The sequence below is a fragment of the Candidatus Thiodiazotropha sp. LNASS1 genome (assembly GCF_964212655.1).
Classification (GTDB): domain Bacteria; phylum Pseudomonadota; class Gammaproteobacteria; order Chromatiales; family Chromatiaceae; genus Thiodiazotropha.
This window is the reverse complement of sequence record NZ_OZ156465.1, coordinates 3,714,149-3,736,869: the sequence shown is the minus strand read 5'-3', so window position 1 is coordinate 3,736,869 and position 22,721 is coordinate 3,714,149. Positions and strand designations below refer to the sequence as shown.

Genomic DNA, 22,721 nt, shown 5'->3' with positions numbered 1-22,721 from the left:
TCTCTGACCTGCATTCTCAGGGTAAATTCCAGGAAGTGCAATTCATGAAAACCACAATATTACGGAATCCATCGTAAAACCCCCCTCATTTGACCGGTATTCCGGATCTCATCTCATTGAATGCCCTTTTTCACCAGAACATTTTCCCTATAACGCAACCTATGCAACTGTATTTATTGAATTAATTTAAAACATATCAACAACCTCCACCTCTCCTGAAGGCATCCTTGATCAAGGGCACCATAAAATTAACCAGATGAGGACTATTCCGCGTCTCAACCGGGATGATATAGTGGGTGTCTGAGCAAGGGCTCGAAGGAACACTCATTCAGATCACCATGTTTGATTTTTTCTCCCACAGGAGCGCATCACCCTCCCAGGTACTGTTTTTTGTGCCTCAAAAGGATCCGTTTGAAAATCCCCTGGTGGAAACCGATCCTGCCTTGCTTCGCCAATGGGCCACGGCATTACCCTTTGCCAACCAAACACAGTTGGCGGAAACGGTACTCACCAGTCTAAGCCGTCTCAACCGGTATCCGGGACAGGTCAAAAAGCGTGATGAGTTGATGGAGGTCTACACAACGCCCTGCATAAGACTGGCCCATAGTCATGCGCAGCGTAAGTCGGAAGCACCAGTTCACCTGATACGCCAGGTAATACTGGAGATGGCCTATGGACATTGCCATATCGCCAATGAATGTGTCAGCAACAAGGCCAGTAGGAAAAACCTGCAACGCCTCAGCCATACGATCTACTATGCGGTCAAGTATTTCGTCCAGGAGTACCTGCTTGCATGCGAGGATTTCGACTGCAGAAGCGGGAGAGTGTACCGGGATGTAACGCGTTTGGTGACCTACGCTGAAGAGCAAAAGATCCAACACAATCAAATCGAAGACGCGGATCAGGAACAACCGGAATATGCCACCATATCCCATCAGTACAGTCGTTTTCTCCTGTTGTTACTGCTCGACCCCTGCCATCTGCAGGAGAGTGAGCCGCGGTTGTGTTTCGAGTATCTGAATACACTGGCTGGAAATGCTCTTATCTCGGCCCCAACCCAAGAGACGGAATCTACTGGACACTATGTCATCGACCGACTGGGCGAGGTACCTCCCTACCTTTTCCAACCTGAGTGTCTGAACAATCTGACACAACCCCGTTTTACCCTGTTCGATCTCACTCCTGTCAGTAAACGGCTGCACCAGAAACTCAGGCAGATGGAAAGATCTGAACAGGGAAAACCGGATGCCCTGGTGAAATTGAGCATGCAGGAATCCACTAATCTGATGGCGCGAATGCTGAAGTCCTGGCACATCCGCCTGAAACGCGACAGTGAGCGTCACTCCACCGCCGGACAGGTTATGATATGGATTGGTATTGACGCTATATACGCTTACCTCACAGGAAAAAGCGTGTCGTCGCAGACCGATGATGAAGAGATCGATATGACTCAATTCATCGGCATTCAACGTGGAGAAGATTCAAGTACCACACATCAATTCACGGCGATACGCACAAATCAAAGCCGTTCCGGTGTGGCGCTCAAGGTCTCAAAAAGCAGCGTCAATATGCCCCTTGTCGGTGAGTTGGTATTGTTTTCCACTCACCAGCAAAGACATGAGAATGAGTGGAAAATCGGCATTATAAAGCGTGCATTGAACTGTAACGATAATCTGTTGGAGATAGGGATACAGTTTATTCTCGGGAAGATCGAACCTATTACCTTGCGCCGGACAAACCAACAACAAACATCGCAACCGTTAAAGGATCGAGCGGCCATCTTTATCGATCAGGGTCATACTCACCGCAGTTCTCTTATCGTGCCGAAAAATTTCTTCGTCATCGGCCATGAATACCGTGTTGAAGAGATGATCCCGGCACCCAGCGTAACACCTTTACAACTGCTTGAGACGACATCAAGATTCGAAAGATACCGAATCAAGAACGCCTAATCCCAGGGCCTGTTAACACTAATCCAATCGGTCCTGGTGCATCAACCGGTAATGGCAACGCTAAACGGTCCAAATACATCGTTGCCGACTTTATACTTAATTTTCCAATTGCCAATGGGCAGGTTGATATTCTGCTGGGAACTGATGTGACCGCCTGTTGAAGATGTTAATTGTCTGGGCGAAGCCCTGTTCCATACAGAGGGTTCACTATCACCCTCGATCCATAACTTAGTCTCGATCTCAAGGTTCGGCCATAGATCATTCATCATCACCAGAAACACGTTGTTGCCGGATTTATCGATAGTATTCGTCACATCGATTGTAGGTCGCTGTTGATTTGCCCAATATTCTATGTAGTAGATCAGATTGGTATCACCGTAGATGTTCATCCACATCGGATATTCAAATCCCGACAGAAAGGTCGGGTCAACGACGTAACCATCCCGTTCCGCGTCCGCTTTGAGCACAGACCTCCATAACAGTTCAAAGTTAGTGAAGTCTCCCAGAACTCTGATCCTGCCAAGTTCGGGAACTGCCGCCCTGATCGTTGCATCTCTCTGAAAAGCATCCCAGACACGACTCATGATAAAGTAATGGCCCAGTGATGTAGGATGAAAACGATCATGAGAAAGCAGACCCAATCTCGCCACTTGAAAATAGCTAGTATCGATTGAGACATCCGCCAACGCTTGACACTCGGCATCCAAGGTTCGCCAGTTATCGAGCCTACCCTGCATCTCGGGTGAAATTATCTTGTCGACTTCGGCAAGCTCGGAGGTATATAAGTTCTCTTCACCCGGCATTCCCGAGGTCTGATGCAGAAACGGCACACAATATTTTTTCTTTATGTTCTCTACCGCAACCTGACGATGCTTTTCCTCATCATAGGGCACCAGCCTGGAATAGAGAATCAATGCTCGTGGATTGTTATCCCTAAAAAACCCATACAACGCCCTGGCGTCTGCAATCATCTCAGTCTGCGATCGATTTCCGAAGGAAAGTATGGCGTCATTTATCCCCAATTCCATTATGATCACGTCAGGATCGCTTTCACTCGTCAGCTCGGCCCGGGTCTCTCCGGTTAAAGCATCGGGTTGCGTCATCGCCAGATGATGTGTCAGGGCGCCGGTCCCGGAATGAAAGAAATCAACCTTAAGACCTTCGGATTTGAATGCGTCATCGATAAGGTCCACCCATGTCTGTCGCCACGGAAAAACTGTCTCACTGGCCCCTAAGACGGCGAATTTAACGGTCTCAGTTACGGCAAGTGACTTCTTTAAAGTTGCCACATCATCGCTCAACTGTTGCGCGATCATGGTTAATTTATCCAGGGAGCGCTCGATCTCCGCGGGTGCGTAACTTCCCAGACTTTGAAGATCCGTCAGTTGCAACAGATCGACCACACGCTTGATATGCAACGCCTCATCACTGAGTAATGGGCCGTTTATACCTGTCCACCCGATCTCCCCGCCTGGATTGAGTTGCTGATCCGCGTTCAGATTAACCGTATAGTCAACTCCCTCCGTCAAGACTTCTTCATTACCCACTCTGGTAATTTTGGTTACCCTGAGTTGCCCGGAATCGAACAGTGCGATGGAAAACGGGAATGTTGTGGTAACGCCATCCCCATAAAACGGACCTTCTTCGCTGACAATTGTGTGTACTGTCATGGGACATATCATCCATTGATTTGACATGCGGACTGCATGCCTGCCGAAAGCTGCGGAATAGGTCGATCAATGCAACGGCAGACATACAAGCCATATTGAAGTGCAATCTACCTACAGATCACACTATAGGGGGTTTATTCCCACTTTTAAAGAATGCTATAGCAAATCGTCCAATGGCAAATTCATTGTCTGTTGTAAATCGCAATTGATCTTTGTAATCAATTTCCCCAGGGTATCCGGGGCCATTTTCAATTGGCTGTCATCCGGCAACACATAGGCATCGGAATTGTAAAACTCGGCCACAGTGACTTCCCTTAGGTCTCTCGCCAACACCCAACCCTTATCATCCGTATGCAATACCAGACGGGCTCTCTGCAATGAGAGGAGTATAGAGTCCAATTGTTCTTCGGTAGCATGCTGCAATTGCCCCTGCAACTGGCGAGTTGTGGTCGACACACCCTGGTGTTGAGCTTCGCGTAGCTGGTGGAGTATTTTCACCGCAAGTAAAAACCTGTCCCCACGCTGCCCCATTCTTTCACGCCAGTCATGACGGTAGATACCCAGACAATAGCTGAACTCCGCCCCCAACAGGGTAACCAGCCAGGACAGATAAACCCAGATTAGAAAGATGGGAATTACGGCAAGCGCTCCATAGATCGCCTCATAGGTAGGAAAGGTCGTGATATAGAGTGCAAACCCCCTTTTTGTAGCCTCAAACAGAAGTGCAGCTATGATTCCTCCTGCGAGTGCATGGCGCAGCATCACAGACCGGTTGGGGACCAGGGCATATAACAACGTAAAGGCGAGTGCCGAAATCATGACCGGCATCATACTCAACAACCTTGTGCGCACCATCACCACTGCTTCAGCCTCACTGAAGAAGGGAATCGAGACCAGATAAGAGGTCACACCGACGCTAATCGCGATCAATATCGGCCCCAGCGAGAGAATTGCCCAATAGACGGTAAACTTGGCAAGCGGCGAACGTTTTCGCCTGACATGCCATATAGTGTTGAACGCCTTGTCGATGTTACTCATCAGCAGCAGCGCCACCAAAATCAGAAACAGAAAACCAACACCGGTAAGCTGAGCTGCCTTTTGACTGAAATTTTTAAGGTGTTGCTGTACAGCTTCACCGGCTGCGGGGACGAAATTCTGAAACAGGAAGTTTTCGATCTGCTCCGAGATTCTGTCAGAGACGGGAAATATGGATAACAGCGCAAACATGACCGTCATCAACGGCACCAGTGAGAGAAGTGTGGTATAGGTCAATGCAGCCACATGCTGAATTCCCCCATCATGGCTGAAATGGTGCAGCCACAGGCGCAGGAATGAGTTGATATGCCGGATCGCCGAGAAACCCCTATCACTGAAATCTTTCTGGTTCATCACTGAATTCCACGTTTTTTCAATATCGATTCTATGGAACCGCTTCTGGAGCCATCCTCTCTGTATGGATACAATGACGGCAAATTAAGTTTGAGGCAAACCGCCACGCCGGTTTATTGAAGGGTGGTGCATTGCCAGACGCAACTGAAGCCTAGCAGGAGGTCATCGATTATGAGTGTTGAGATCTACCACAACCCGCGCTGCAGCAAATCCAGACAGACCCTGCAACTGTTACAGGACCAGGGTATCGATCCTGATGTGGTTGAATATCTGAAAACGCCACCGGACAAGGCCACTCTTGGGCAGATTCTCGATATGCTCGGATTGGAGCCACGGGAGCTTATGCGTACAAAGGAGAAGGAATACAAGGCACTGCAACTGGACAACCCGAGCCTGAGTCGGGACCAGTTGATTGACGCAATGATCGCCAATCCCAAACTGATTGAACGCCCGATTGTCATTCAAAACGGCAAGGCCGCAATCGGCAGGCCACCTGAAAAGGTCCTGGATATTCTATAAACAGAAACAGGCTGAATTAAATACCGACCGTATAGGTAACGCAGCAGGTAGTAGTTATGGCAGAAGTGTTGATTCTCTTTTACAGTCGCCACGGCGCCACAGCCGAAATGGCGCGTGACATTGCACGAGGTGTCGAGGAGATACCGGGTGTCACAGCCAGGTTGCGCACTGTTCCCGAAGTTTCCGCACTCTGTGAAGCGGCTGAAGACACCATACCCGAAAGCGGCCCTCCCTACGTCAGTGAGACCGATATGCGCGAGTGCGATGGCTTGATACTGGGTAGTCCAACCCGTTTCGGCAATATGGCCGCACCCATGAAATATTTTCTCGACACCACCAGCCGACTCTGGATGAGCGGCGCCCTGATCGACAAACCTGCCTCGGTTTTCACCTCAGCATCCAGCCTGCACGGCGGACAGGAGAGCACCCTGCTGTCGATGATGCTCCCCCTGCTGCACCATGGAATGTTGATACAAGGCGTTCCCTATAGTGAAACCGCCCTGCTGCATACCCAAAGCGGCGGCACACCCTATGGCGCCAGCCATCTGGCCGGTGGTGACAGCAAGCTGCCGGTGAGCGATGAAGAGAAACGCATATGCAAGACCCAGGGCAGACGTATGGCAGAGACCGTGAAACGCCTGAAATCCTGAACCCATGCCAGCCCAGCTTCCATTAAGCCTCAGCATCCGACCCAGCGTTGATTTCTCCGGCTTCATCAGCGGACGAAATGGTGAGGTGGTATCCCGCCTGCGCAGTGGATCGGACCCGTTTATCTATTTATGGGGTACATCAGGCTGCGGCAAGAGCCATCTGCTCCAGGCCTGCTGCCATCAATCACAACAGGAGCAAGGTCAACCCGCTTACCTGCCATTCAAATCCGAGCATGGTCTTGAGCCGGCCATGTTGGAGGGACTCGAGGCATTCTCCATGGTCTGCCTCGATGATCTTGAGGTATTGGCGGGTAAAGACGATTGGGAATTGGCGATTTTCAATCTCTACAATCAACTACGGGAGAGAGCAGCGAAACTGATCGTCACCAGTGACCGCCCACCCGCAAAACTGCCGCTGAAACTCGCCGATCTGGCCTCAAGACTGACTTGGGGACCCTGTTACCAACTGTTTCCCCTGAATGATGACGAGCGCCTGGAGCTGTTGATCAGCAATGCCGAGCGAAGGGGTATGACCATGAGTGTGGAGATCGCCAACTTTCTGCTGCAGCGTACACCCAGGGACATCCACTTTCTGACCTTGCTCATTGAACGGCTCGACCAGGCATCCCTGGCCGCTCAAAGGCGGCTGACCATACCATTTGTACGTGAAATCCTGAAACTGTAAATGGAGTATACTGGGGCTGTAAACACTGTTACAGCCGGCCCTGCTGCATCTTAAGGGCTAGGGCCAGCCTGACCATACTCTCCATACATAACGATGACCGAGGTAGTGATATGACAACCATCCAGGAGACTATACAGACTAAACTGGCGTCCGCTTTCGCACCGCTGCATCTCGAGGTTGTCAACGAAAGCCATATGCACAATGTGCCGGAGGGCTCGGAATCCCATTTCAAGGTTGTGCTCGTCAGTGAAGCCTTCAAGGGAGAGAAGCTGATCAACCGTCATCGGCAAGTCAACAAAGTGCTGACGGAGGAGTTGCAGGGGGGTGTACACGCCCTCGCGCTCCACACCCTAACCCCGGAAGACTGGTTTGACCAGGGAGGCAAGGTAGCGGACTCACCACCTTGCCTTGGAGGTTCGAATCGGGGTTGAACTCGAGCCTACTTGCCCTGCTGCAACACCACTGTCAATTCAAGTTCTTCACCGTTGCGCCATATAGAGATGGTGGTCTGATCGCCGATATGAAAATCGTCCAACCGACCCAACAGTTCATTGACCGTGGTCACTGAACGGCCACCGATCGCCTGAATCACATCACCCAGCACCAGATCCCCATTGGGATCGATAAAGGTACTGCGCAGACCCGCTGTCTCGGCCGCGGTACCGGCGGTCACCTGTAACACCAGCACACCCTCCAGATCGAGTTTGCTCAGGATAGTGCGGTTGATATCCTCGTCCACCGAGATCCCAAGTGATGGCCTTACATAGCGCCCCTTGGCAATCAGTTCCGGCACCACCCGGTTTACCGTATCCACAGGCACTGCGAAACCAATCCCGGCATAGGCCCCAGAAGGGCTGTAGATGGCCGTGTTGATCCCAATCAACCGGCCGGCACTGTCGAGCAGGGGTCCCCCGGAGTTACCCGGATTAATAGCGGCATCGGTCTGGATCAGATGATCGACGGCAACTCCGCTGCGACTCTCGGGAAGAGAGCGGTCGAGGGCCGACACCACGCCGGTTGTCAGGGTGTAGTCAAGCCCGAAGGGGTTACCGATGGCAAACACCTTCTGCCCTACCTTCAGATCGCTGCTGCTGCCGACGGGCACCGGCGGCGGCCGGTCAAAAGGGACCCGGATCCGCAGCACAGCCAGATCGTGATCGGGACTGCTACCGACCAGCACTGCCTGATAACTGCGTCCATCGTTGAGTCGTACATTGGCCTGCGCTGTCTCGGCGATCACATGGTGGTTGGTCACCAGATGACCGAGATCGTCCCAGATGAAGCCCGAGCCGGTCCCCTGAGGCACGCTGAAGATATCCCGTGTCCAGGGATTACGCACCCGTTGCAGGGTGGTGATATAGACCACCGAGGGGCTCGCCTGCTGAAATATCTCCACAGTGGCCTGCTCATCTGACGCCAAATCGCCTCGTGGTGTGACCTGGCGCGGTTCTGAGGTAAGCCCCGCCAGCCACTGCTCGATCTGCGGCAGGAAGGTCCAGGCAAATATCAGCAGCAGCAGACCGCCGAAGATCAGCTGAATACGCCGCAGACTCGGATCACTCAAGAGACCGCATACCTCAACTTCTCCTCATGACTCCAGACCTGGAGGATACTCAGTCACGCTGGCTGAAGTAATCCCGTGTCAGAGAGAACACTACCGGGCTCAACAATAACAGGGCTATCAGGTTGGGGATCGCCATAAGGGCATTCAGGGTATCCGAGATCAACCAGACAAAATTGAGTTGGTCCTGGGCAACGGCACCAATCGGAATCATCACCACCCAGACCACACGAAAGGGGGTGATGGAGCGGACGCCGAAGAGATATTCCACACAACGTTCACCGTATACGCTCCAGCCAAGTATTGTGGTAAAGGCGAATATCGCCAACCCGAAGGAGACTACATACCCGCCGATACCCGGGAGTGCCCGCTCGAAGGCCAGCGATGAGAGCGCCGCACCGGTTTCGCCACTGGTCCAGGCATCGGTCACCATGATAGCCAGACCGGTGATGGAACAGACTATCAGGGTATCGATGAAAGTACCGAGCATGGCCACCGTGCCCTGTCTCACCGGGTTGTCGGTCGCTGCCGCAGCATGGGCGATGGGGGCGCTGCCGAGGCCGGCCTCGTTGGAGAAGATACCGCGGGCCACACCAAAGCGAATCGCAGCCCACACTGCCGCGCCGGCAAATCCGCCGGTGGCGGCTGTTGGGGTAAACGCCTGCTTGACAATCTCCACCACCGCGCCGGGTACGGCGCCGGCATTGAGCATCAATACCACCACGCCGGCAAGCAGATAGGCTATGGCCATGAAGGGCACCAGCTTACCCGCCACCTCTGCGATACGGCGGATACCGCCGATCAGCACCAAAGCGGCCAATACCGCCATCACCAACCCGGTCACCCAGGGGGCGATCTGAAGTCCGCTATTCTCTGACAAGGCGTGAGCCACCGAATTGGCCTGTACCGTGTTGCCGATGCCGAAACCGGCCAGGGCGCCGAAAATGGCAAACAGGCCACCAAGCCAGGCCCATTTTGCGCCCAATCCGTTCTTGATGTAATACATCGGGCCGCCCACATGGTTACCGTTCTCGTCCACCTCGCGAAACCGCACCGCAAGTACCGCTTCGGCGTATTTGGTCGCCATGCCGACCAGGGCTGTACACCACATCCAGAACAACGCACCAGGCCCACCCAGGGCGATGGCGGTCGCCACGCCGGCGATATTGCCTGTTCCTATGGTCGCGGAGAGCGATGTCATCAAGGCATTGAACGGGCTGATTTCACCCGCGCCCCTCCCCTCTCGGCCTTGCCACAGCATGCGAAAGCCATACCGAAGCTTAGCCAGAGGCATCAGCTTCAGACCAAGCATGAGAAACAGTCCGGTGCCCAGAATCAACACCAGCATCAATGGACCCCAAACTATGCTGTTCAGGCCCTTAATCAATTCAATCAGACTTTCCACCCTTCACACCCCTCGATTTTTTGCTTTTGATATCAGAAGTTTATTAAAAGTCACCCCATACCGGTAAGGGCATATCCAACGACTGATAACGATTCCCGTAAAGCCAACTCCTTGACTTAAACTGCACACCCACAAGCCTGATCTACGGAACCAGAACCTTCACAGACTATACGCTACAGGAATTCAGCCTTCACACAGCCCACTATACACACCCCAGGTTACTGAATTCAAAAAGAAACCTCGATCTGTTGCAAAATCGACTTGAGATCATGCGTGTTGCCGGTTAATCTCTCGATATCTCTACTCAACTCGTGTTTGGATTCTACCCATGTCAGTCTGTAAAAGTCTCAAAGGGTACACCCGGAAACATGAACGTCTGGCGGATATCTTTTCTCTGCTTGCAGTAGCGCTCTTGTTCGGTACCCTCTACATTGTCCTGGCCTACCATACACCGATTGTCAGCTGGCTGAAAAAAGATGCCGTTATCCATGTGCCGATCGCAATGGCCCTGCTGCTGTTCGATATCTTCATCATTTATATGTGTCTGAACATCGGTGCTGCGCGTTTCGCCGATGAGGATGAGAGCTGTTTCCATACCTTCAAGGGGCGCCGTGCCGGTAGCGGTTCCATTGGTGTCATGTTCAATAACTGGCTGCACCACATGGAGCAGGTAGGCAAAAAACACCGCTGATACCGATTGGGCTTTTTATTCAAACCGGCTCGGGCTGTCGAACATTCCACGCTTCTATTTACCCACAAGTCAGGTACCGGTGTGTACGGACGATTTACAACTAATCTGACCCTGCAGCGCATGACAACCCCTGTGTGCCGTATATCTGGCCGACGGGTTTTTCTGCTGATTCTGTTTGTGATTTCACTATCCATATTAAGTGGCTGCGTCTCCATGGCCACGGATCGGCTGGCCGCCAATCTCTCCAATGCAATGCTCAATCAGACGGACCCTGAAATAGTGCGATCCGGCGCGCCCGCCTACCTCCTTCTCCTCGACTCACTGATTGAAGAGGATCCCGATGATCAATCACTGTTATATGCCGGCGCTAGACTCTACAGTGCCTACGCCGGTGGATTGGTGACTGACCCCAATCGGCAAAAAATCCTGACCCGGAAGGCTTTGGAATACGCCGGTCGCGGTTTGTGCCAGACAAGACCCGGCATCTGTGAAAAGGCAACCGGGCCCTATGCTCAGTTTAAGCAGGGAATTCATGAGGCAGGCAACGGGGACCTGCAGGGGCTCTATCTCTACGCCACCAGCTGGGCGGCTTGGATTCAGGCCCATAGCGATGACTGGAACGCCATTGCCGACCTCGCCAAAGCCCAGGCCATGCTGGAACACATAATCTCTATTGAGCCGGGCTATGAACGTGGACGGGCTCAGCTCTATCTCGGCGTGATCAAGAGTCAGATTCCTCCAGCCTTGGGGGGTAGACCAGAGGTCGGCCGCCACCATTTCGAACAGGCCTTAGACTACTCTGCGGGAGATGACCTGATTGTAAAACTGGAATTTGCTCGACACTATGCCCGCTTGGTTTTTGATAAAACACTTCACGATAGACTGTTAAACGAAATCATCGAGGCAGATCCGATAAAACCCGGGCTTACCCTGAGTAATGTCATGGCTCAACAACAGGCCAGACAGCTGCTTGAAGATGACTATTTTTAGTTCGGATTCTGACACTCACCGTTATTGCAACCGGGATGGAACCGGTTCACGTTAACCACGGTCGGCTCCGATACCCCACGCAAATTCAGGGAGAATGGGCAAGTGAGATCAGGCTCAGAAACTTTGCGTCCATTTGCGGTCTGACAACGTACATAAAACTGTATATTTTCAAGAACAGCCTTGTAATGAAAGCTGTATATTTGATGGACACTGATCACACCGCCGAAATCGTAATAAGGAATGCGCCATGTTCCGTTTGATCATCACACTGCTGCTACTGCTGCTACTGCTGCTGTTGAATCCCATAAGCCAGGCGGGCACCACTTTGAAAATCGCCACCCTGGCGCCGGATGGTACAAACTGGATGAAAGAGATGCGGGCGGCAGCGAAACAGATCAAGCAGCAGACCGACGGCAGAGTCAAGATCCGTTTCTATCCTGGCGGTGTCATGGGCAATGACAGCAGTGTCCTGCGCAAGATCCGCATCGGTCAACTGCATGGCGGAGCCATTACCGGTGGCGGCCTGAGCAGTATCTACAAAGACGCCCAGGTATATACCCTTCCATTTCAGTTCCGCAATCTTCAGGAAGTCGATGCAGTCCGTCAGGTGATGGACCCCCAGATCATCGAAGGCATCAAGAAGCAGGGATATATCAGCTTCGGCCTGAGTGAGGGAGGATTTGCCTATCTGCTCTCGAATTCACCGGTGACATCCACAGAAAACATGAAGGATTTAAAAATCTGGATTCCTGAAGGTGATCAGATCAATGCCTCCATGTTTCAGGAATTGGGCATATCACCGGTCCCCCTACCCCTGACCGATGTGCTTACCGGGCTGCAAACCGGACTCATCGATACCATTGCCAGCGCTCCCATCGGGGCTATCGCACTGCAATGGCATACCCGGGTCAGTTATCTGACACAGGTACCGCTCGCCTATCTCTATGCCACACTGGTTTTGAAGGAGAATGCATTCAACAAGCTCCGGCAATCGGACCAATCCATAGTAAAACAGATTCTCGAATCCGCTTTCGACAGGATTGACCGTCAAAATCGCACCGACAATGAACAAGCCATGATTGCCCTGAAAAGACAGGGGGTCGAATTCATCAGTCCCAGTACAGTCCAACAACAGGCGTGGGAAGCCCATGCCGGTAAGACACTGCAAAAACTCAGTAAAGAGAGTATCTTTAGCGAACACATGTTGAACAGGATGCAATCCCTGATTCAGCAGTACCGACAGATCGCATTGACCCATTAGATTCTCCTCCGATACTGCTCAATATGAACTACACTTAGAGATCAATCAGCACGAACACATCAGTCCATGGTCCACACTGTATCCCCCAATATTTGCAGTGCAATCAAGCTTGCAACGCACAAGCTCGATTCGATCCAACTGGACTGTCTTTCAGGCATCTGACCACAAGCATAAACAAGGGCCTGTATGAATCTCTTCAAACCCGACAAGGCAGTAGAAGTAAAGGAGACTTTCGAGACCATATTGGAAAGCGAGAATGTCACAGTTGAGCGCATACTCAGCCCGCCTGACACCGTCACTGAAGTATCGCAACAGCACCACGACGAATGGGTTTGCGTGTTACAGGGGAGCGCAAAACTGGAAATGGATGATCGGGAGATCACCCTCTATCGGGGAGATAGTGTACTGATACCGGCCAATACCGCTCACAGGGTTTTGACCACCAGCCATCAGCCCCACTGCATATGGCTTGCCATTCATATTCTATAACTCAGACTGGATAACTGTTCAGACAGGATTGATGCAACCCGGGCAATCATTCACGGACAAATCAACCCTAGCCAATCGATAGACGAGCAAGCACCATGTTACTCACCGTGAAGCGCATAAAACAATTGATACTGCTTTTCGAAGATGGCCTGATGGCGATCCTTTTGAGCGCCACGATTCTGCTTGCAGCCAGCCAGATCATACTGCGCAATCTGTTCGACAGTGGATTGATATGGGCCGATCCTACTTTACGCATCATGGTTTTGTGGCTTGCTCTGTTGGGCGCTATCGCCGCCACCCGGGAGGATCGTCACATCCGAATCGATCTCTTCTCTCATAGATTTTCGAAGCGGAGTCGTTTTGCGGTGTCGCTCATCAACAACCTCTTCAGCGCCTTTATCTGCGGCATCATCACCTGGCACGCCATACGCTTCGTCTACATGGAATGGCTGGATGGCGTCAAACTGTTCGCCAGTCTGCCGGCCTGGCTGGGCGAGATCATCATACCGATAGGCTTCGGCATCATGACGCTTCGTTTCCTGTTCAACATCCCCCTGCAACTGCTGCAAAAGGACGCTGAATGATAATTGCAGCGGGCCTTATCCTGTTGGCGTTGTTTGGTGCGCCACTCTTCACCATTGTCGGCGCCAGCGCCCTGTGGGGCTTCTATCGGTCCGATATCGATCTGTCGGTTGTGGTCATAGAGTTCTTTCGACTGGCAGAGATGCCGGTACTTTTGGCTATCCCGCTGTTCACCTTTGCCGGCTATCTACTCAGTGAGAGCGGCGCCCCCCACCGCCTGGTAAGACTAACCCAGGCGCTGCTTGGCTGGGTTCCCGGAGGCATGGCCTTTGTCGCCCTGGTGGCATGCGCCCTGTTCACGGCGTTTACCGGCGCTTCAGGTGTCACCATCGTGGCGCTGGGCGCCCTGCTCTATCCCGCCCTGCGGGAGGCTGGATATCGGCAGGGTTTCAGTCTTGGACTGGTCACCACATCCGGCAGTCTGGGGCTGCTGTTCGCCCCGGCCCTGCCGCTGATCCTGTATGCGGTGGTGGCCCAGCAGCTGGGGATCGGCGGTTCCATCACTGTGGACGACATGTTTCTCGCGGGTCTTCTTCCAGGTCTTTTGATGCTGTTGATACTCCTTGCCTGGGGGCTCTGGTCAGGTCGGGACCTGCCGCTGAACGAATTCACCCTCACCGAGGCAAGAGCGGCCACACGCGAGGCAGTTTGGGAGATCCCCCTGCCGATCATTATTCTCGGCGGAATCTATAGCGGTTATTTCGCGCTCTCCGAGGCCGCCGCTGTCACCGCGGTCTACGTGCTTGTCGTCGAGGTCTTCATCCACAGAGAGATACCACTCAAACAGCTGCCCAAGGTGATGCGTGAGGCGATGTTGCTGGTGGGCGGTATCCTGATCATTTTGGGACTCTCGATGGCATCCACCAACTACCTTATCGATGCGGATGTTCCGAACCAATTCTTCGAATGGTTAAATGAGCGGGTCAAAGACCCGCTCACATTCCTGATACTGCTGAACCTCTTTCTGCTGGTACTCGGCACCCTGCTCGATATCTTCTCTGCATTGGTGTTAATGGTCCCGCTATTATTGCCTGTAGCTATTGAATACGGAATCGATCCGGTCCATCTGGGAATCATCTTTCTGGCAAACATGCAGATCGGATATTTCACCCCACCGGTTGGCATGAATCTCTTCATTGCCAGTTATCGTTTCGATAAACCCATCGCCGAAATATACCGCGCCACCCTTCCCTGGTTTGCCCTTCTGTTTGGCGCGGTATTGATTATCACCTATTGGCCGACACTCTCGCTGGCCCTGCTCGATCGCAATTGAGTACGTAACCGACCACCCAATTCAAACCCTGCCAGTCCCAACATAATCAGCGCTGTGCCTACCCATACGTTTGTCTCCACCTGCTCCGCGTTCAGCCACTTCCCGGCCAATAGTGCGATTATCGGTGTCATGAGTGTTATCAGCGCAACCTTGGTTGTCTCCACATATCGCAAAACGTAAAAGTAGAGGGCAAACCCAAGTACCGAACCGACGACACCGAGATAGACAATCGATGTCAGGGCTCGCTGTTCGATAACCACAGGCCAACCCTGGCCCTGCAGGAACCAACTCAGGAGGAACAGAGGCACCGCCACCAGCAGCCCCCCGGCCGCCACCACCAAGCCATGCAGCTGAGCATCGATACGCTTCACCCATACCGCACTGGCAGAGTGAGTGACCACCGAGATCATTACACCGCTCAGCCCCATGACAAAGCTTACACCGAGCTCAACACCCACGCTGAAGATCGTTGCCAACCCGGCCAGCGCTATCAATACCGCCATAAAGCGCTGCAGATCGAGCCCCGGCTCCTGCAGCCATATCCTCGCCATCAGACCTGTGAAGATCGGCGACAATCCGAAAACCACTGAAATCCATCCCGAAGGTATGTACTGGGATGCCCAATAGACAGCCGTCATGGCGATGAATATGCCCAGGCCCGCCGCCAGATAGGTGTGTCGCGCACGCTTATGCCATACCAGAGGCTGACCGATCATGCGCAGCACCAACAACGCCAGGATGACGCCGATCACCATACGGCCGGTGACGCCAAACAGATAGCCGACACCCTCACCGCTCCACTTGATGGCAAGCGGTGTGGTACCCCAAATCAGCACGATCCCAAGATAGGCGGCCGGCACGGACATTTTATTTACCTCCTATAACGAAAAAGGCCGCAGATGATGTCATCTGCGGCCTTGTAAAAAAAAACTTGTTTAGGTGTTTGCTAACTTCGCATCAAACTCCCGGACGCAGATGAAACGGCGACTGCCCATACGGGTAGACGGCGGTGCTTAATGGTCATCTTTGTCTGGTGGATGTTGTTCATGAAGTTGAGCATGCATGCTCACAAAGAGAAGGTCAAGGGAAAATTATGTAACTGACGAAACCCGTCGCGCTTATACATCTTTCGGTAGTACCGGGGTAACATGGGGCCTGCCCATTCCGTCATGGAATGGGCAAACCAAAACAACCATCCGGCAAAGACCTGTCGATCAGAGTTTCTTCTCATGACAGTCGGCGCAGCCTACTTCATGCCCCTTGGGAAAGAGGGCGTAGTCATCGTTGCTGCACATCGTTCCTTTCTCATCCTTACACAACAGCATGCGATCGGTGGACATGGCCGAAAGTACCGTGCCTTCGCCATTGGCGCCATGGCAGGCACGACAATTCTGACCGCCGCTGTTGCGTGCCTCCTTATGAGACTTATTCCAACGGAAGGAGCCGACTGGATGCATGCCATGAGGACCGTTCATGGTCAGTTCCAACGATCCGCCATTTTCAAAGGTGCTTGGATCGTGGCAGGTATCGCATTCGACGATGGTGCCGGCATGGCCCTGCAGCTGATTGGAAGCCACATTGTCGTTGGCGTTCGGCATAGGATTGGGGAATATGGCATGGGTGCTGCCGTGGCAGGCCTGGCACATCAACCCACCGTGACCCTTACTCAACCGGTAGAGGGTCTCGTTCTCGGCGAAACGGGAGCTTGGTGCACTGTGGGCGATAGCCAGTTCGGTACCGTCCTCTACCCCTGAGGGATCCCTGCCCGGCACCAGATTGAAGGCCTGCAGCAGGCGAATGCCGTCATCCGCGACAATGGCGCCGGCAGGATGATTCGGATTGACCGCATCACCGGTGTGGCAGCTTTGACAACCTGGCTCGCTGGCCCAGGGCACCCGTTTGTTGAGATTGGCGCCTTCGGGCCAGGGTGTGCCGGCCAGATTCTCGGAGAAATCGTTGCCCACGTGTCTGGCTTGACCGTGACAGTCCTGACAGACCACGCCGCCCGCAGCCATGGCACCGCGCAGACACTGGGTACGCTTGCCGGGGTGGCAGGTGTAACAGGTCTTCTCCTGCACATACTCGGTGACGGTCTGGGATTCGTCCGTTGCCTGGGGGAAGTGGTCCACCGCCAGAGCATGGCGCATGGGATCATCCGGCGCAGGCATGTCTGGGAACAGATTGTTGGTCACCGCATCGAAAGGCCGGTTCGGATCGGCCGGGATGGTACCGTGATGACCGTGCATCGCCCGCGACATCGTGATATGGGCTGTCTGGCTGGTACCCGGGGAGTCCGTGGGACCCAGCTGTGCCAGATCGAGAGCCGGGGTGTAGTGACAGGTGGCGCACTGCACCGGACGCGAGGCGTCCAGATCGGTGCCGTGTTTGCGGTCATGCAGGCGCAGGATATTGACCTTGGCGGTGTTCAGCAGCCGCTGCAGGTCGTTGTCACCCGGCGGCATGACACCTTCAGCGTCCCCATCGATGCTCATGATATTCCAGTCGGCGGTGCGATTGAGAGCGCTACCGTCGCACTCGAAAGCGGGATTGGCCGGTACCGAGGCACAGTCGAGCGCAGTGGCGTGACAGGTCTGACAGTCGGCTTCCGATGCTACCGGCACTACGATATCGGTGGAGGCGAGCTGAGCCTGTGATCCGCGATCGATCGCTTCGACCCGCATTAAAGGATAGGGATTGGAGCGACCCTGATCGTCCACCGGCATGATCGGAATACCATCCGCCGCAAACCAGTTGACGTCATGGATCAGGCCACCCAGGCCCACACCACCCAACAGTTCGTTGAAGAAGTTGATATTCACATCGAAACGACTGAACCTCTGCGGTTGATTATCGGAGAAGGGTACGAACAGACCCGGCATGTTCTGCTGCACCATGGCACATGCCTGGCGCGTGGTGGCTGCGTCCGCAGTACCGTCCAGGTAGCCGACCAGGCAGTCACGCAACAGGTGGCTGTCAGGGACCGGCAATCCCACATCCTGGGTCGAAATATCGCTCGGCAGCAACAGGCCGAAGAAGAGCGGTTCATAGGTATCGAAACCGAATGTTCGGCCATCCATGTCGGGATCGGCCCAGAAATTTGACTTGAAGACCGGCGATACAGGATCGTCTGTCAAGGCAGGATCATCAGCGTTCGAAGCGGCAGAGTAATAGAGATCGATATTGCTGTCGTCCATCAACCGAGGCGCACTGTTGCCGACACCACGCCTTACCACCTGGGCATGGATGACATTGAACGGAGGCAGGATACTAAAGACCTGATAATCGAGGTCGGCGCAATGCATGCCAAGGTCATTGGCGGCAAGCACTTTATATTCACTGGAGGCTGCCACAGGCCGTTCAGTCACCGGCGATGCAGGCAATGCGGTGTTCGCGCTTGTGGAGTTGATCGAGACCGGATCGACCGGTGGCGGTGGTGGCGAATAGTTGACCGTTACGCTCACCGTCGCGGTATTGGACGGAGCGCCCTGATCGTCTGATACCTGATAGTCGAAACTATCGCTGCCGAAAAAGTCCGTATCGGGCTGATAGACTACCGTACCATCGCCGTTGTCGCTCAGGCTGCCGTTGGCTGGCAGGGAAACGAAGTCGAGGCTGGCCGGATCAAGACTGCCGTCGGCATCGCTGTCATTGGCCAAGAGATCGATCACGACCTGTTGATTGAGATCGGTCTCGGCGTTGTCATCCATCGCGGTCGGCGGCGTGTTGACCACCACAGTCCCATCGCAGTCATCGGGAGCGCCGACCACATCCGCACTGGCTTCGTTGGCTCCATCGCTGGCGCTCACCCGGCAGGGCACAGGTTGCGGATCAGCCACACTCAGCACCCATTGTCCCCGCCTGTTACTGGTCGTCGACCAGGATTGACTGACATCGGGATTGGGGTTGCTGACAATGACTTCCGTGTTTCTCGCTGCACGGTCACCGGTAACAGAGAGCGTGCCATCATAGGCAGCTTCGGTAATACGCAGCGTCTTCACCGGCTTGCCTTTGGCAAAGACCGACACCGGCAAGGTGAGGAGTGGAATAAGTATGAGTATAGTTAATCTTGACTTATAACCCTTGTGCATGTGCAGGCCTCTTTTCTTGGTATTAAAACCCTGGACCTAACCCTGATCCGCTTCCATCTCCTCTTGACTGATTGATTGTATGGAAAGAAAAAACCCGGGTTTGGGGAAAATCTCTCAATGACACAATTAGTTCACAATGATTGGATGAATCTGTGAATGCAATCACTGGATGCTTGGCTAAGCCATTGAAAGTTAGTTAGGAAAAAATAAAACTTGGGAATCTGCTTCTTGTTGTTTGCCTATGAATCAAGATTTTCCATACACAGCGGTAGTCGACAAATAAAGTCACCACTGAGCATCCAGCATTAATGTTACAATTCGCCCTTTGCGTAATATCAAACACAAAATCGCGGCATGAATCTCTCCTCACTCTTCCCTGCAAATGTCGTGATCGTCCACGCCACTGACGAGATGTGGGAGACACCTGTACGAACGGAAGAGGAACGGCTTATTCAAGATAGTGTCGCAAAACGCCAGCGGCAGTTCCGTGCCGGCCGCAATGCGGCCCACACAGCCCTGGAACAACTAGATGCCCCGGACGGTCCGCTGCTGCGTGGTGAAGATAGACAACCGATCTGGCCTCGGGGATATGTCGGTAGTATCAGTCACTGTGATGACAGCTGTGTCGCCGTCTGTGCAGTGGAAGGGGAGGTTGTCAGTCTGGGAATAGACGTGGAACCGCTCAAGCCATTAAAACCGAAAATTGCCCGCTACATCGACACCGAGGATGAGAAGACATTCATGCAGCATCACCAGGATCTGCCGCGACGCTTGATTTTCAGCGCCAAAGAGAGCCTCTACAAATGTTACTACCCGCTGGTCGGACGCTTTTTCGGCTTTCAATCGGTCACACTGGATTTCGATATCTCGCGGCAGCGGTTTCAATTCAGACCCACTGCGGCATGTAAAATAGATTTTCCACACCATCTGCAATTTCACGGTGGCTATCTGATCGCGGAGGAACATCTCTATACAGGCTGCTTTCTGACACCCGGCACGCCGGTGGCAGTCCAGAGCCGTTGATACGTGTCCTGGTTTTTTAACTTTTTCCCATCAGCACGGAAACCCCGGTGGCAGTCCACCTTTCACCTCCTACGGTGGGTTTTCCGCAATTGTTCCAGAGTTCGGCTGCCTGTTCCGAAGAGACTGCATTGACTTTCAATTCAACCGCCTCCCTTGTGAGGGCCTCTATATAGCGGTCTTTACCAACCATATCGATCAAATCGTAATAGTCGATCTCCTTGGTTGATTCCCGGTTCAACTGATCGAGAACATCGTCCACGAGATTCTCTTCAATGAGATCGATGGCACGCTTCTCCAGGGCGTCTTGCTCGGCCTTGGCACGCTGTTTCTGTACAAGGACCAACTCCCCCTTTTGGAACATCTCCTCATTCCAGGTGTCTATGGCTACACGTACCGGCTGGGTGGCGAGGTGGGGAAAATCACGCGAAAGACGCCGAAGATGACCTACAGCCTCTCGTGCCACGAATATCACCTCGAACTCTTCGCTTTCTGATTCTTCGCTCATGACCGTCCACAGATTAAAATCGCTATCTGTTTAGCGGCATCGATATTGATTCCTTTACCACTACTGGCAGCCCGTCAATCATGGCTTTATACTGAGCCCCTTTTCCAGAGCCACGTTTCACGAGATGTTTTCAGTCACTAAAGAGATCCACTTCTGTTACGGCCACAGACTCCTCAACCACCAGGGGAAATGCCGTCATCTGCATGGCCACAATGCAAAGGCCGTTATCCGCCTGGAGGCCGAACAACTCGATCCGTTGGGTATGGTGTGCGATTTTTCCGATATCGGTGACTATGTGAAAAACTGGATCGACCAGACCCTGGATCACAATATGTTGCTACATAGCGATGATCCGGTTCTCCCTCTGCTGCAACAGGCTGGAGAATCCGTATATGTAATGGATACAAACCCCACAGCGGAGAATATCGCCCGGCTGATCTTTGAACATGTGGAAGCCGGTGGCTTTCCGGTCGTCGAGGTAGCCATATTCGAAACAGACAGCGCTTTGGCCAGTTATAGAAGCGATCCATCAACTAGGGCCTGTTAACACTAATCCAATCGGCCCATATGCGTTGCAACCGCTTCAGCCGATTTCGTTATAGCCACGCTCTTCGTGCAGCACGATATCCAGACCCTCGATCTCCTGATCCTTGTCGACTCTCAATCCCAACAGGGCATCCACCAGTTTCAGGATTGCGAAGGTTGCAATCCCGGTGAAGACAATAGTTGTCACAACACCTATTAACTGGACAGTGAATTGCCCACCCATGGTCTCAATACCATCGGCAAAGCCATATCCGGAGAAGACCCCCAGCGAGGTCGAGGAAAACACCCCTGCAAGCAGGGTGCCGAGGATACCGCCTATCCCATGGACAGGAAAGACATCGAGGGAGTCATCGATTTTCAACACCTGTTTCAGATAGTTGGTGGCACTGAAACAGATCGCACCTGCAAGCAGACCGATCACCAAAGCCCCCGCAGGGCCGACAAAACCCGATGCGGGTGTAATCGTACCCAGGCCGGCCACCATTCCGGTCACAGCGCCCAAGGCACTGGGCTTGCCGAATTTGATCCATTCACGGACGAGCCAGGTCATGGCGCCGGTTGCGGCGGAGATGTGGGTCACCAGCATCGCCATGGCGGCGTTGCCGTCGGAAGCGAGCGCGCTACCGCCGTTGAAACCGAACCACCCGACCCAAAGCATGCCCGCCCCGGCAATGGTCATGGTCATGTTGTGAGGCATCATGGAAGCAGTACCGAAACCATGGCGGGGCCCCATCACCATGGCCGCCACCAGTGCCGCCACGCCAGCGGTAATGTGAACCACCGTGCCACCGGCAAAATCATATAAGCCCATGCTGCCCAGCCAGCCGCCGCCCCAAACCCAATGGGTTATCGGCACGTAGACCACAAACAACCAGATGGCGCTGAACAGCAGCATCGAAGAGAAACGCATGCGCTCGGCGAATCCACCCACGATCAGTGCGGGTGTGATAATCGCAAAGGTCATCTGGAACAGCATGAACAGGGATTCCGGAATATCGCCGGAGAGGGTCTCCCGCCCGATACCCGCCATCAGCACCTTGCTGAAATCACCCACCCAGGCATTACCTTCACCGAAAGCCAGACTGTATCCCGCGATTAACCAGAGAATGGAGACCATAGCGGCAATCGCGAAGCACTGCATGAGGACCGAGAGGACATTCTTGGTCCTCACCAGACCGCCGTAGAACATAGCCAGGCCAGGGAGGGTCATGAAAAGCACCAACGCTGTGGAAGCCATGATCCAGCCCGTATTTGCGCCATTCAGGACGGCATCATCCGCCAGACACAGGCCCGGCATAAATAGCACAGCTGCCAACAGACCGCTTAACCTACTGTTTTTATTCCCAATCACGCTTCCCCCCAACTCATCAAATCTAGTTTTACCCTTGGGCATGAGACCAAACGCTGCATTCTAAGTTAAATGGATGAAAATTACTTAATTT

21 protein-coding genes are annotated in these 22,721 nt (G+C 53.3%); 13 read left to right on the top strand and 8 right to left on the bottom strand.

The window, feature by feature from the left end:
- Positions 1-296: 296 nt before the first annotated feature.
- The gene (locus AB8516_RS16590) at positions 297-1,952 is read left to right on the top strand and encodes a hypothetical protein (protein WP_369162332.1); all 1,656 of its coding nucleotides are present in this window, start codon (positions 297-299) and stop codon (positions 1,950-1,952) included.
- 41 nt (positions 1,953-1,993) lie between these two features.
- Here the strand turns inward: AB8516_RS16590 and AB8516_RS16585 are convergent, their stop codons facing one another.
- Together AB8516_RS16585 and AB8516_RS16580 are read right to left on the bottom strand one after the other, a co-directional pair.
- Complete coding sequence (locus tag AB8516_RS16585; RefSeq protein ID WP_369162330.1) at positions 1,994-3,622, bottom strand: hypothetical protein; 1,629 nt, start codon at positions 3,620-3,622, stop codon at positions 1,994-1,996.
- Positions 3,623-3,778: 156 nt separating this feature from the next.
- Positions 3,779-5,011 (bottom strand): virulence factor BrkB family protein, encoded by a 1,233-nt coding sequence (locus tag AB8516_RS16580; protein ID WP_369162328.1) that lies wholly within the window; start codon positions 5,009-5,011, stop codon positions 3,779-3,781.
- Between the two features lie 171 nt (positions 5,012-5,182).
- On the opposite strand from AB8516_RS16580, the gene arsC reads away from it, so the two are divergent.
- The 4 genes from arsC (at position 5,183) to AB8516_RS16560 (ending at position 7,296) form a co-directional block, all read left to right on the top strand.
- Positions 5,183-5,530 carry an arsenate reductase (glutaredoxin) gene (gene arsC, locus AB8516_RS16575; protein WP_201259004.1) on the top strand — a complete coding sequence of 116 codons (348 nt, stop codon included), beginning with the start codon at positions 5,183-5,185 and terminating at the stop codon, positions 5,528-5,530.
- A gap of 56 nt (positions 5,531-5,586) precedes the next feature.
- Positions 5,587-6,180 (top strand): NAD(P)H:quinone oxidoreductase, encoded by a 594-nt coding sequence (wrbA, locus tag AB8516_RS16570; RefSeq protein WP_108289124.1) that lies wholly within the window; start codon positions 5,587-5,589, stop codon positions 6,178-6,180.
- Between the two features lie 4 nt (positions 6,181-6,184).
- Positions 6,185-6,865, top strand: a complete 681-nt coding sequence (gene hda, locus AB8516_RS16565; protein WP_108289125.1) for a DnaA regulatory inactivator Hda — start codon at positions 6,185-6,187, stop codon at positions 6,863-6,865.
- 110 nt (positions 6,866-6,975) lie between these two features.
- A complete protein-coding gene (locus AB8516_RS16560; protein ID WP_108289126.1) occupies positions 6,976-7,296 on the top strand; it encodes a BolA/IbaG family iron-sulfur metabolism protein in 321 nt (106 codons plus the stop codon).
- Positions 7,297-7,304: 8 nt separating this feature from the next.
- On the opposite strand, the gene AB8516_RS16555 is transcribed toward AB8516_RS16560, so the two are convergent.
- Together AB8516_RS16555 and AB8516_RS16550 are read right to left on the bottom strand one after the other, a co-directional pair.
- The gene (locus AB8516_RS16555; RefSeq protein ID WP_369162325.1) at positions 7,305-8,429 is read right to left on the bottom strand and encodes a S1C family serine protease; all 1,125 of its coding nucleotides are present in this window, start codon (positions 8,427-8,429) and stop codon (positions 7,305-7,307) included.
- A gap of 49 nt (positions 8,430-8,478) precedes the next feature.
- Positions 8,479-9,831, bottom strand: coding sequence for an alanine/glycine:cation symporter family protein (locus AB8516_RS16550; RefSeq protein WP_369162323.1), 1,353 nt, complete (start codon positions 9,829-9,831; stop codon positions 8,479-8,481).
- 328 nt (positions 9,832-10,159) lie between these two features.
- Between AB8516_RS16550 and AB8516_RS16545 the strand changes: the two genes are divergently transcribed.
- The 6 genes from AB8516_RS16545 to AB8516_RS16520 all read left to right on the top strand — a co-directional run bounded on the left by AB8516_RS16545 (position 10,160) and on the right by AB8516_RS16520 (position 15,117).
- Positions 10,160-10,522, top strand: a complete 363-nt coding sequence (locus AB8516_RS16545; protein ID WP_108289128.1) for a cell division protein BolA — start codon at positions 10,160-10,162, stop codon at positions 10,520-10,522.
- Positions 10,523-10,603: 81 nt separating this feature from the next.
- Entirely contained in the window at positions 10,604-11,512 is a 909-nt protein-coding gene (locus AB8516_RS16540) for a TRAP transporter TatT component family protein (RefSeq protein WP_369162321.1), read from the top strand.
- Between the two features lie 247 nt (positions 11,513-11,759).
- Positions 11,760-12,773, top strand: coding sequence for a TRAP transporter substrate-binding protein DctP (gene dctP, locus AB8516_RS16535; RefSeq protein ID WP_369162319.1), 1,014 nt, complete (start codon positions 11,760-11,762; stop codon positions 12,771-12,773).
- Positions 12,774-12,959: 186 nt separating this feature from the next.
- A complete protein-coding gene (locus tag AB8516_RS16530; RefSeq protein WP_369162317.1) occupies positions 12,960-13,262 on the top strand; it encodes a cupin domain-containing protein in 303 nt (100 codons plus the stop codon).
- A 95-nt stretch (positions 13,263-13,357) separates the two neighbouring features.
- Positions 13,358-13,846: a TRAP transporter small permease gene (locus tag AB8516_RS16525; protein WP_369162315.1), complete on the top strand. Its 489-nt coding sequence runs from the start codon at positions 13,358-13,360 to the stop codon at positions 13,844-13,846.
- Complete coding sequence (locus AB8516_RS16520) at positions 13,843-15,117, top strand: TRAP transporter large permease (RefSeq protein WP_108289132.1); 1,275 nt, start codon at positions 13,843-13,845, stop codon at positions 15,115-15,117. The genes AB8516_RS16525 and AB8516_RS16520 overlap by 4 nt, the downstream gene beginning before the upstream one ends.
- Here the strand turns inward: AB8516_RS16520 and AB8516_RS16515 are convergent.
- The gene (locus tag AB8516_RS16515; RefSeq protein WP_369162312.1) at positions 15,075-15,983 is read right to left on the bottom strand and encodes a DMT family transporter; all 909 of its coding nucleotides are present in this window, start codon (positions 15,981-15,983) and stop codon (positions 15,075-15,077) included. The two genes, AB8516_RS16520 and AB8516_RS16515, sit on opposite strands and share 43 nt — an antisense overlap.
- 348 nt (positions 15,984-16,331) lie before the next feature.
- Entirely contained in the window at positions 16,332-19,205 is a 2,874-nt protein-coding gene (locus AB8516_RS16510; protein WP_369162310.1) for a cadherin-like domain-containing protein, read from the bottom strand.
- A 354-nt stretch (positions 19,206-19,559) separates the two neighbouring features.
- On the opposite strand from AB8516_RS16510, the gene AB8516_RS16505 reads away from it, so the two are divergent.
- Positions 19,560-20,228, top strand: a complete 669-nt coding sequence (locus AB8516_RS16505) for a 4'-phosphopantetheinyl transferase (RefSeq protein ID WP_369162308.1) — start codon at positions 19,560-19,562, stop codon at positions 20,226-20,228.
- Positions 20,229-20,244: 16 nt separating this feature from the next.
- On the opposite strand, the gene AB8516_RS16500 is transcribed toward AB8516_RS16505, so the two are convergent.
- The gene (locus AB8516_RS16500; protein ID WP_369162306.1) at positions 20,245-20,733 is read right to left on the bottom strand and encodes a hypothetical protein; all 489 of its coding nucleotides are present in this window, start codon (positions 20,731-20,733) and stop codon (positions 20,245-20,247) included.
- Between the two features lie 124 nt (positions 20,734-20,857).
- On the opposite strand from AB8516_RS16500, the gene AB8516_RS16495 reads away from it, so the two are divergent.
- Entirely contained in the window at positions 20,858-21,280 is a 423-nt protein-coding gene (locus AB8516_RS16495) for a 6-carboxytetrahydropterin synthase (RefSeq protein ID WP_069121250.1), read from the top strand.
- 36 nt (positions 21,281-21,316) lie between these two features.
- Here AB8516_RS16495 and AB8516_RS16490 read toward each other — a convergent pair whose 3' ends face one another.
- A complete protein-coding gene (locus AB8516_RS16490; RefSeq protein WP_369162303.1) occupies positions 21,317-22,576 on the bottom strand; it encodes an ammonium transporter in 1,260 nt (419 codons plus the stop codon).
- Positions 22,577-22,721: the final 145 nt, after the last annotated feature.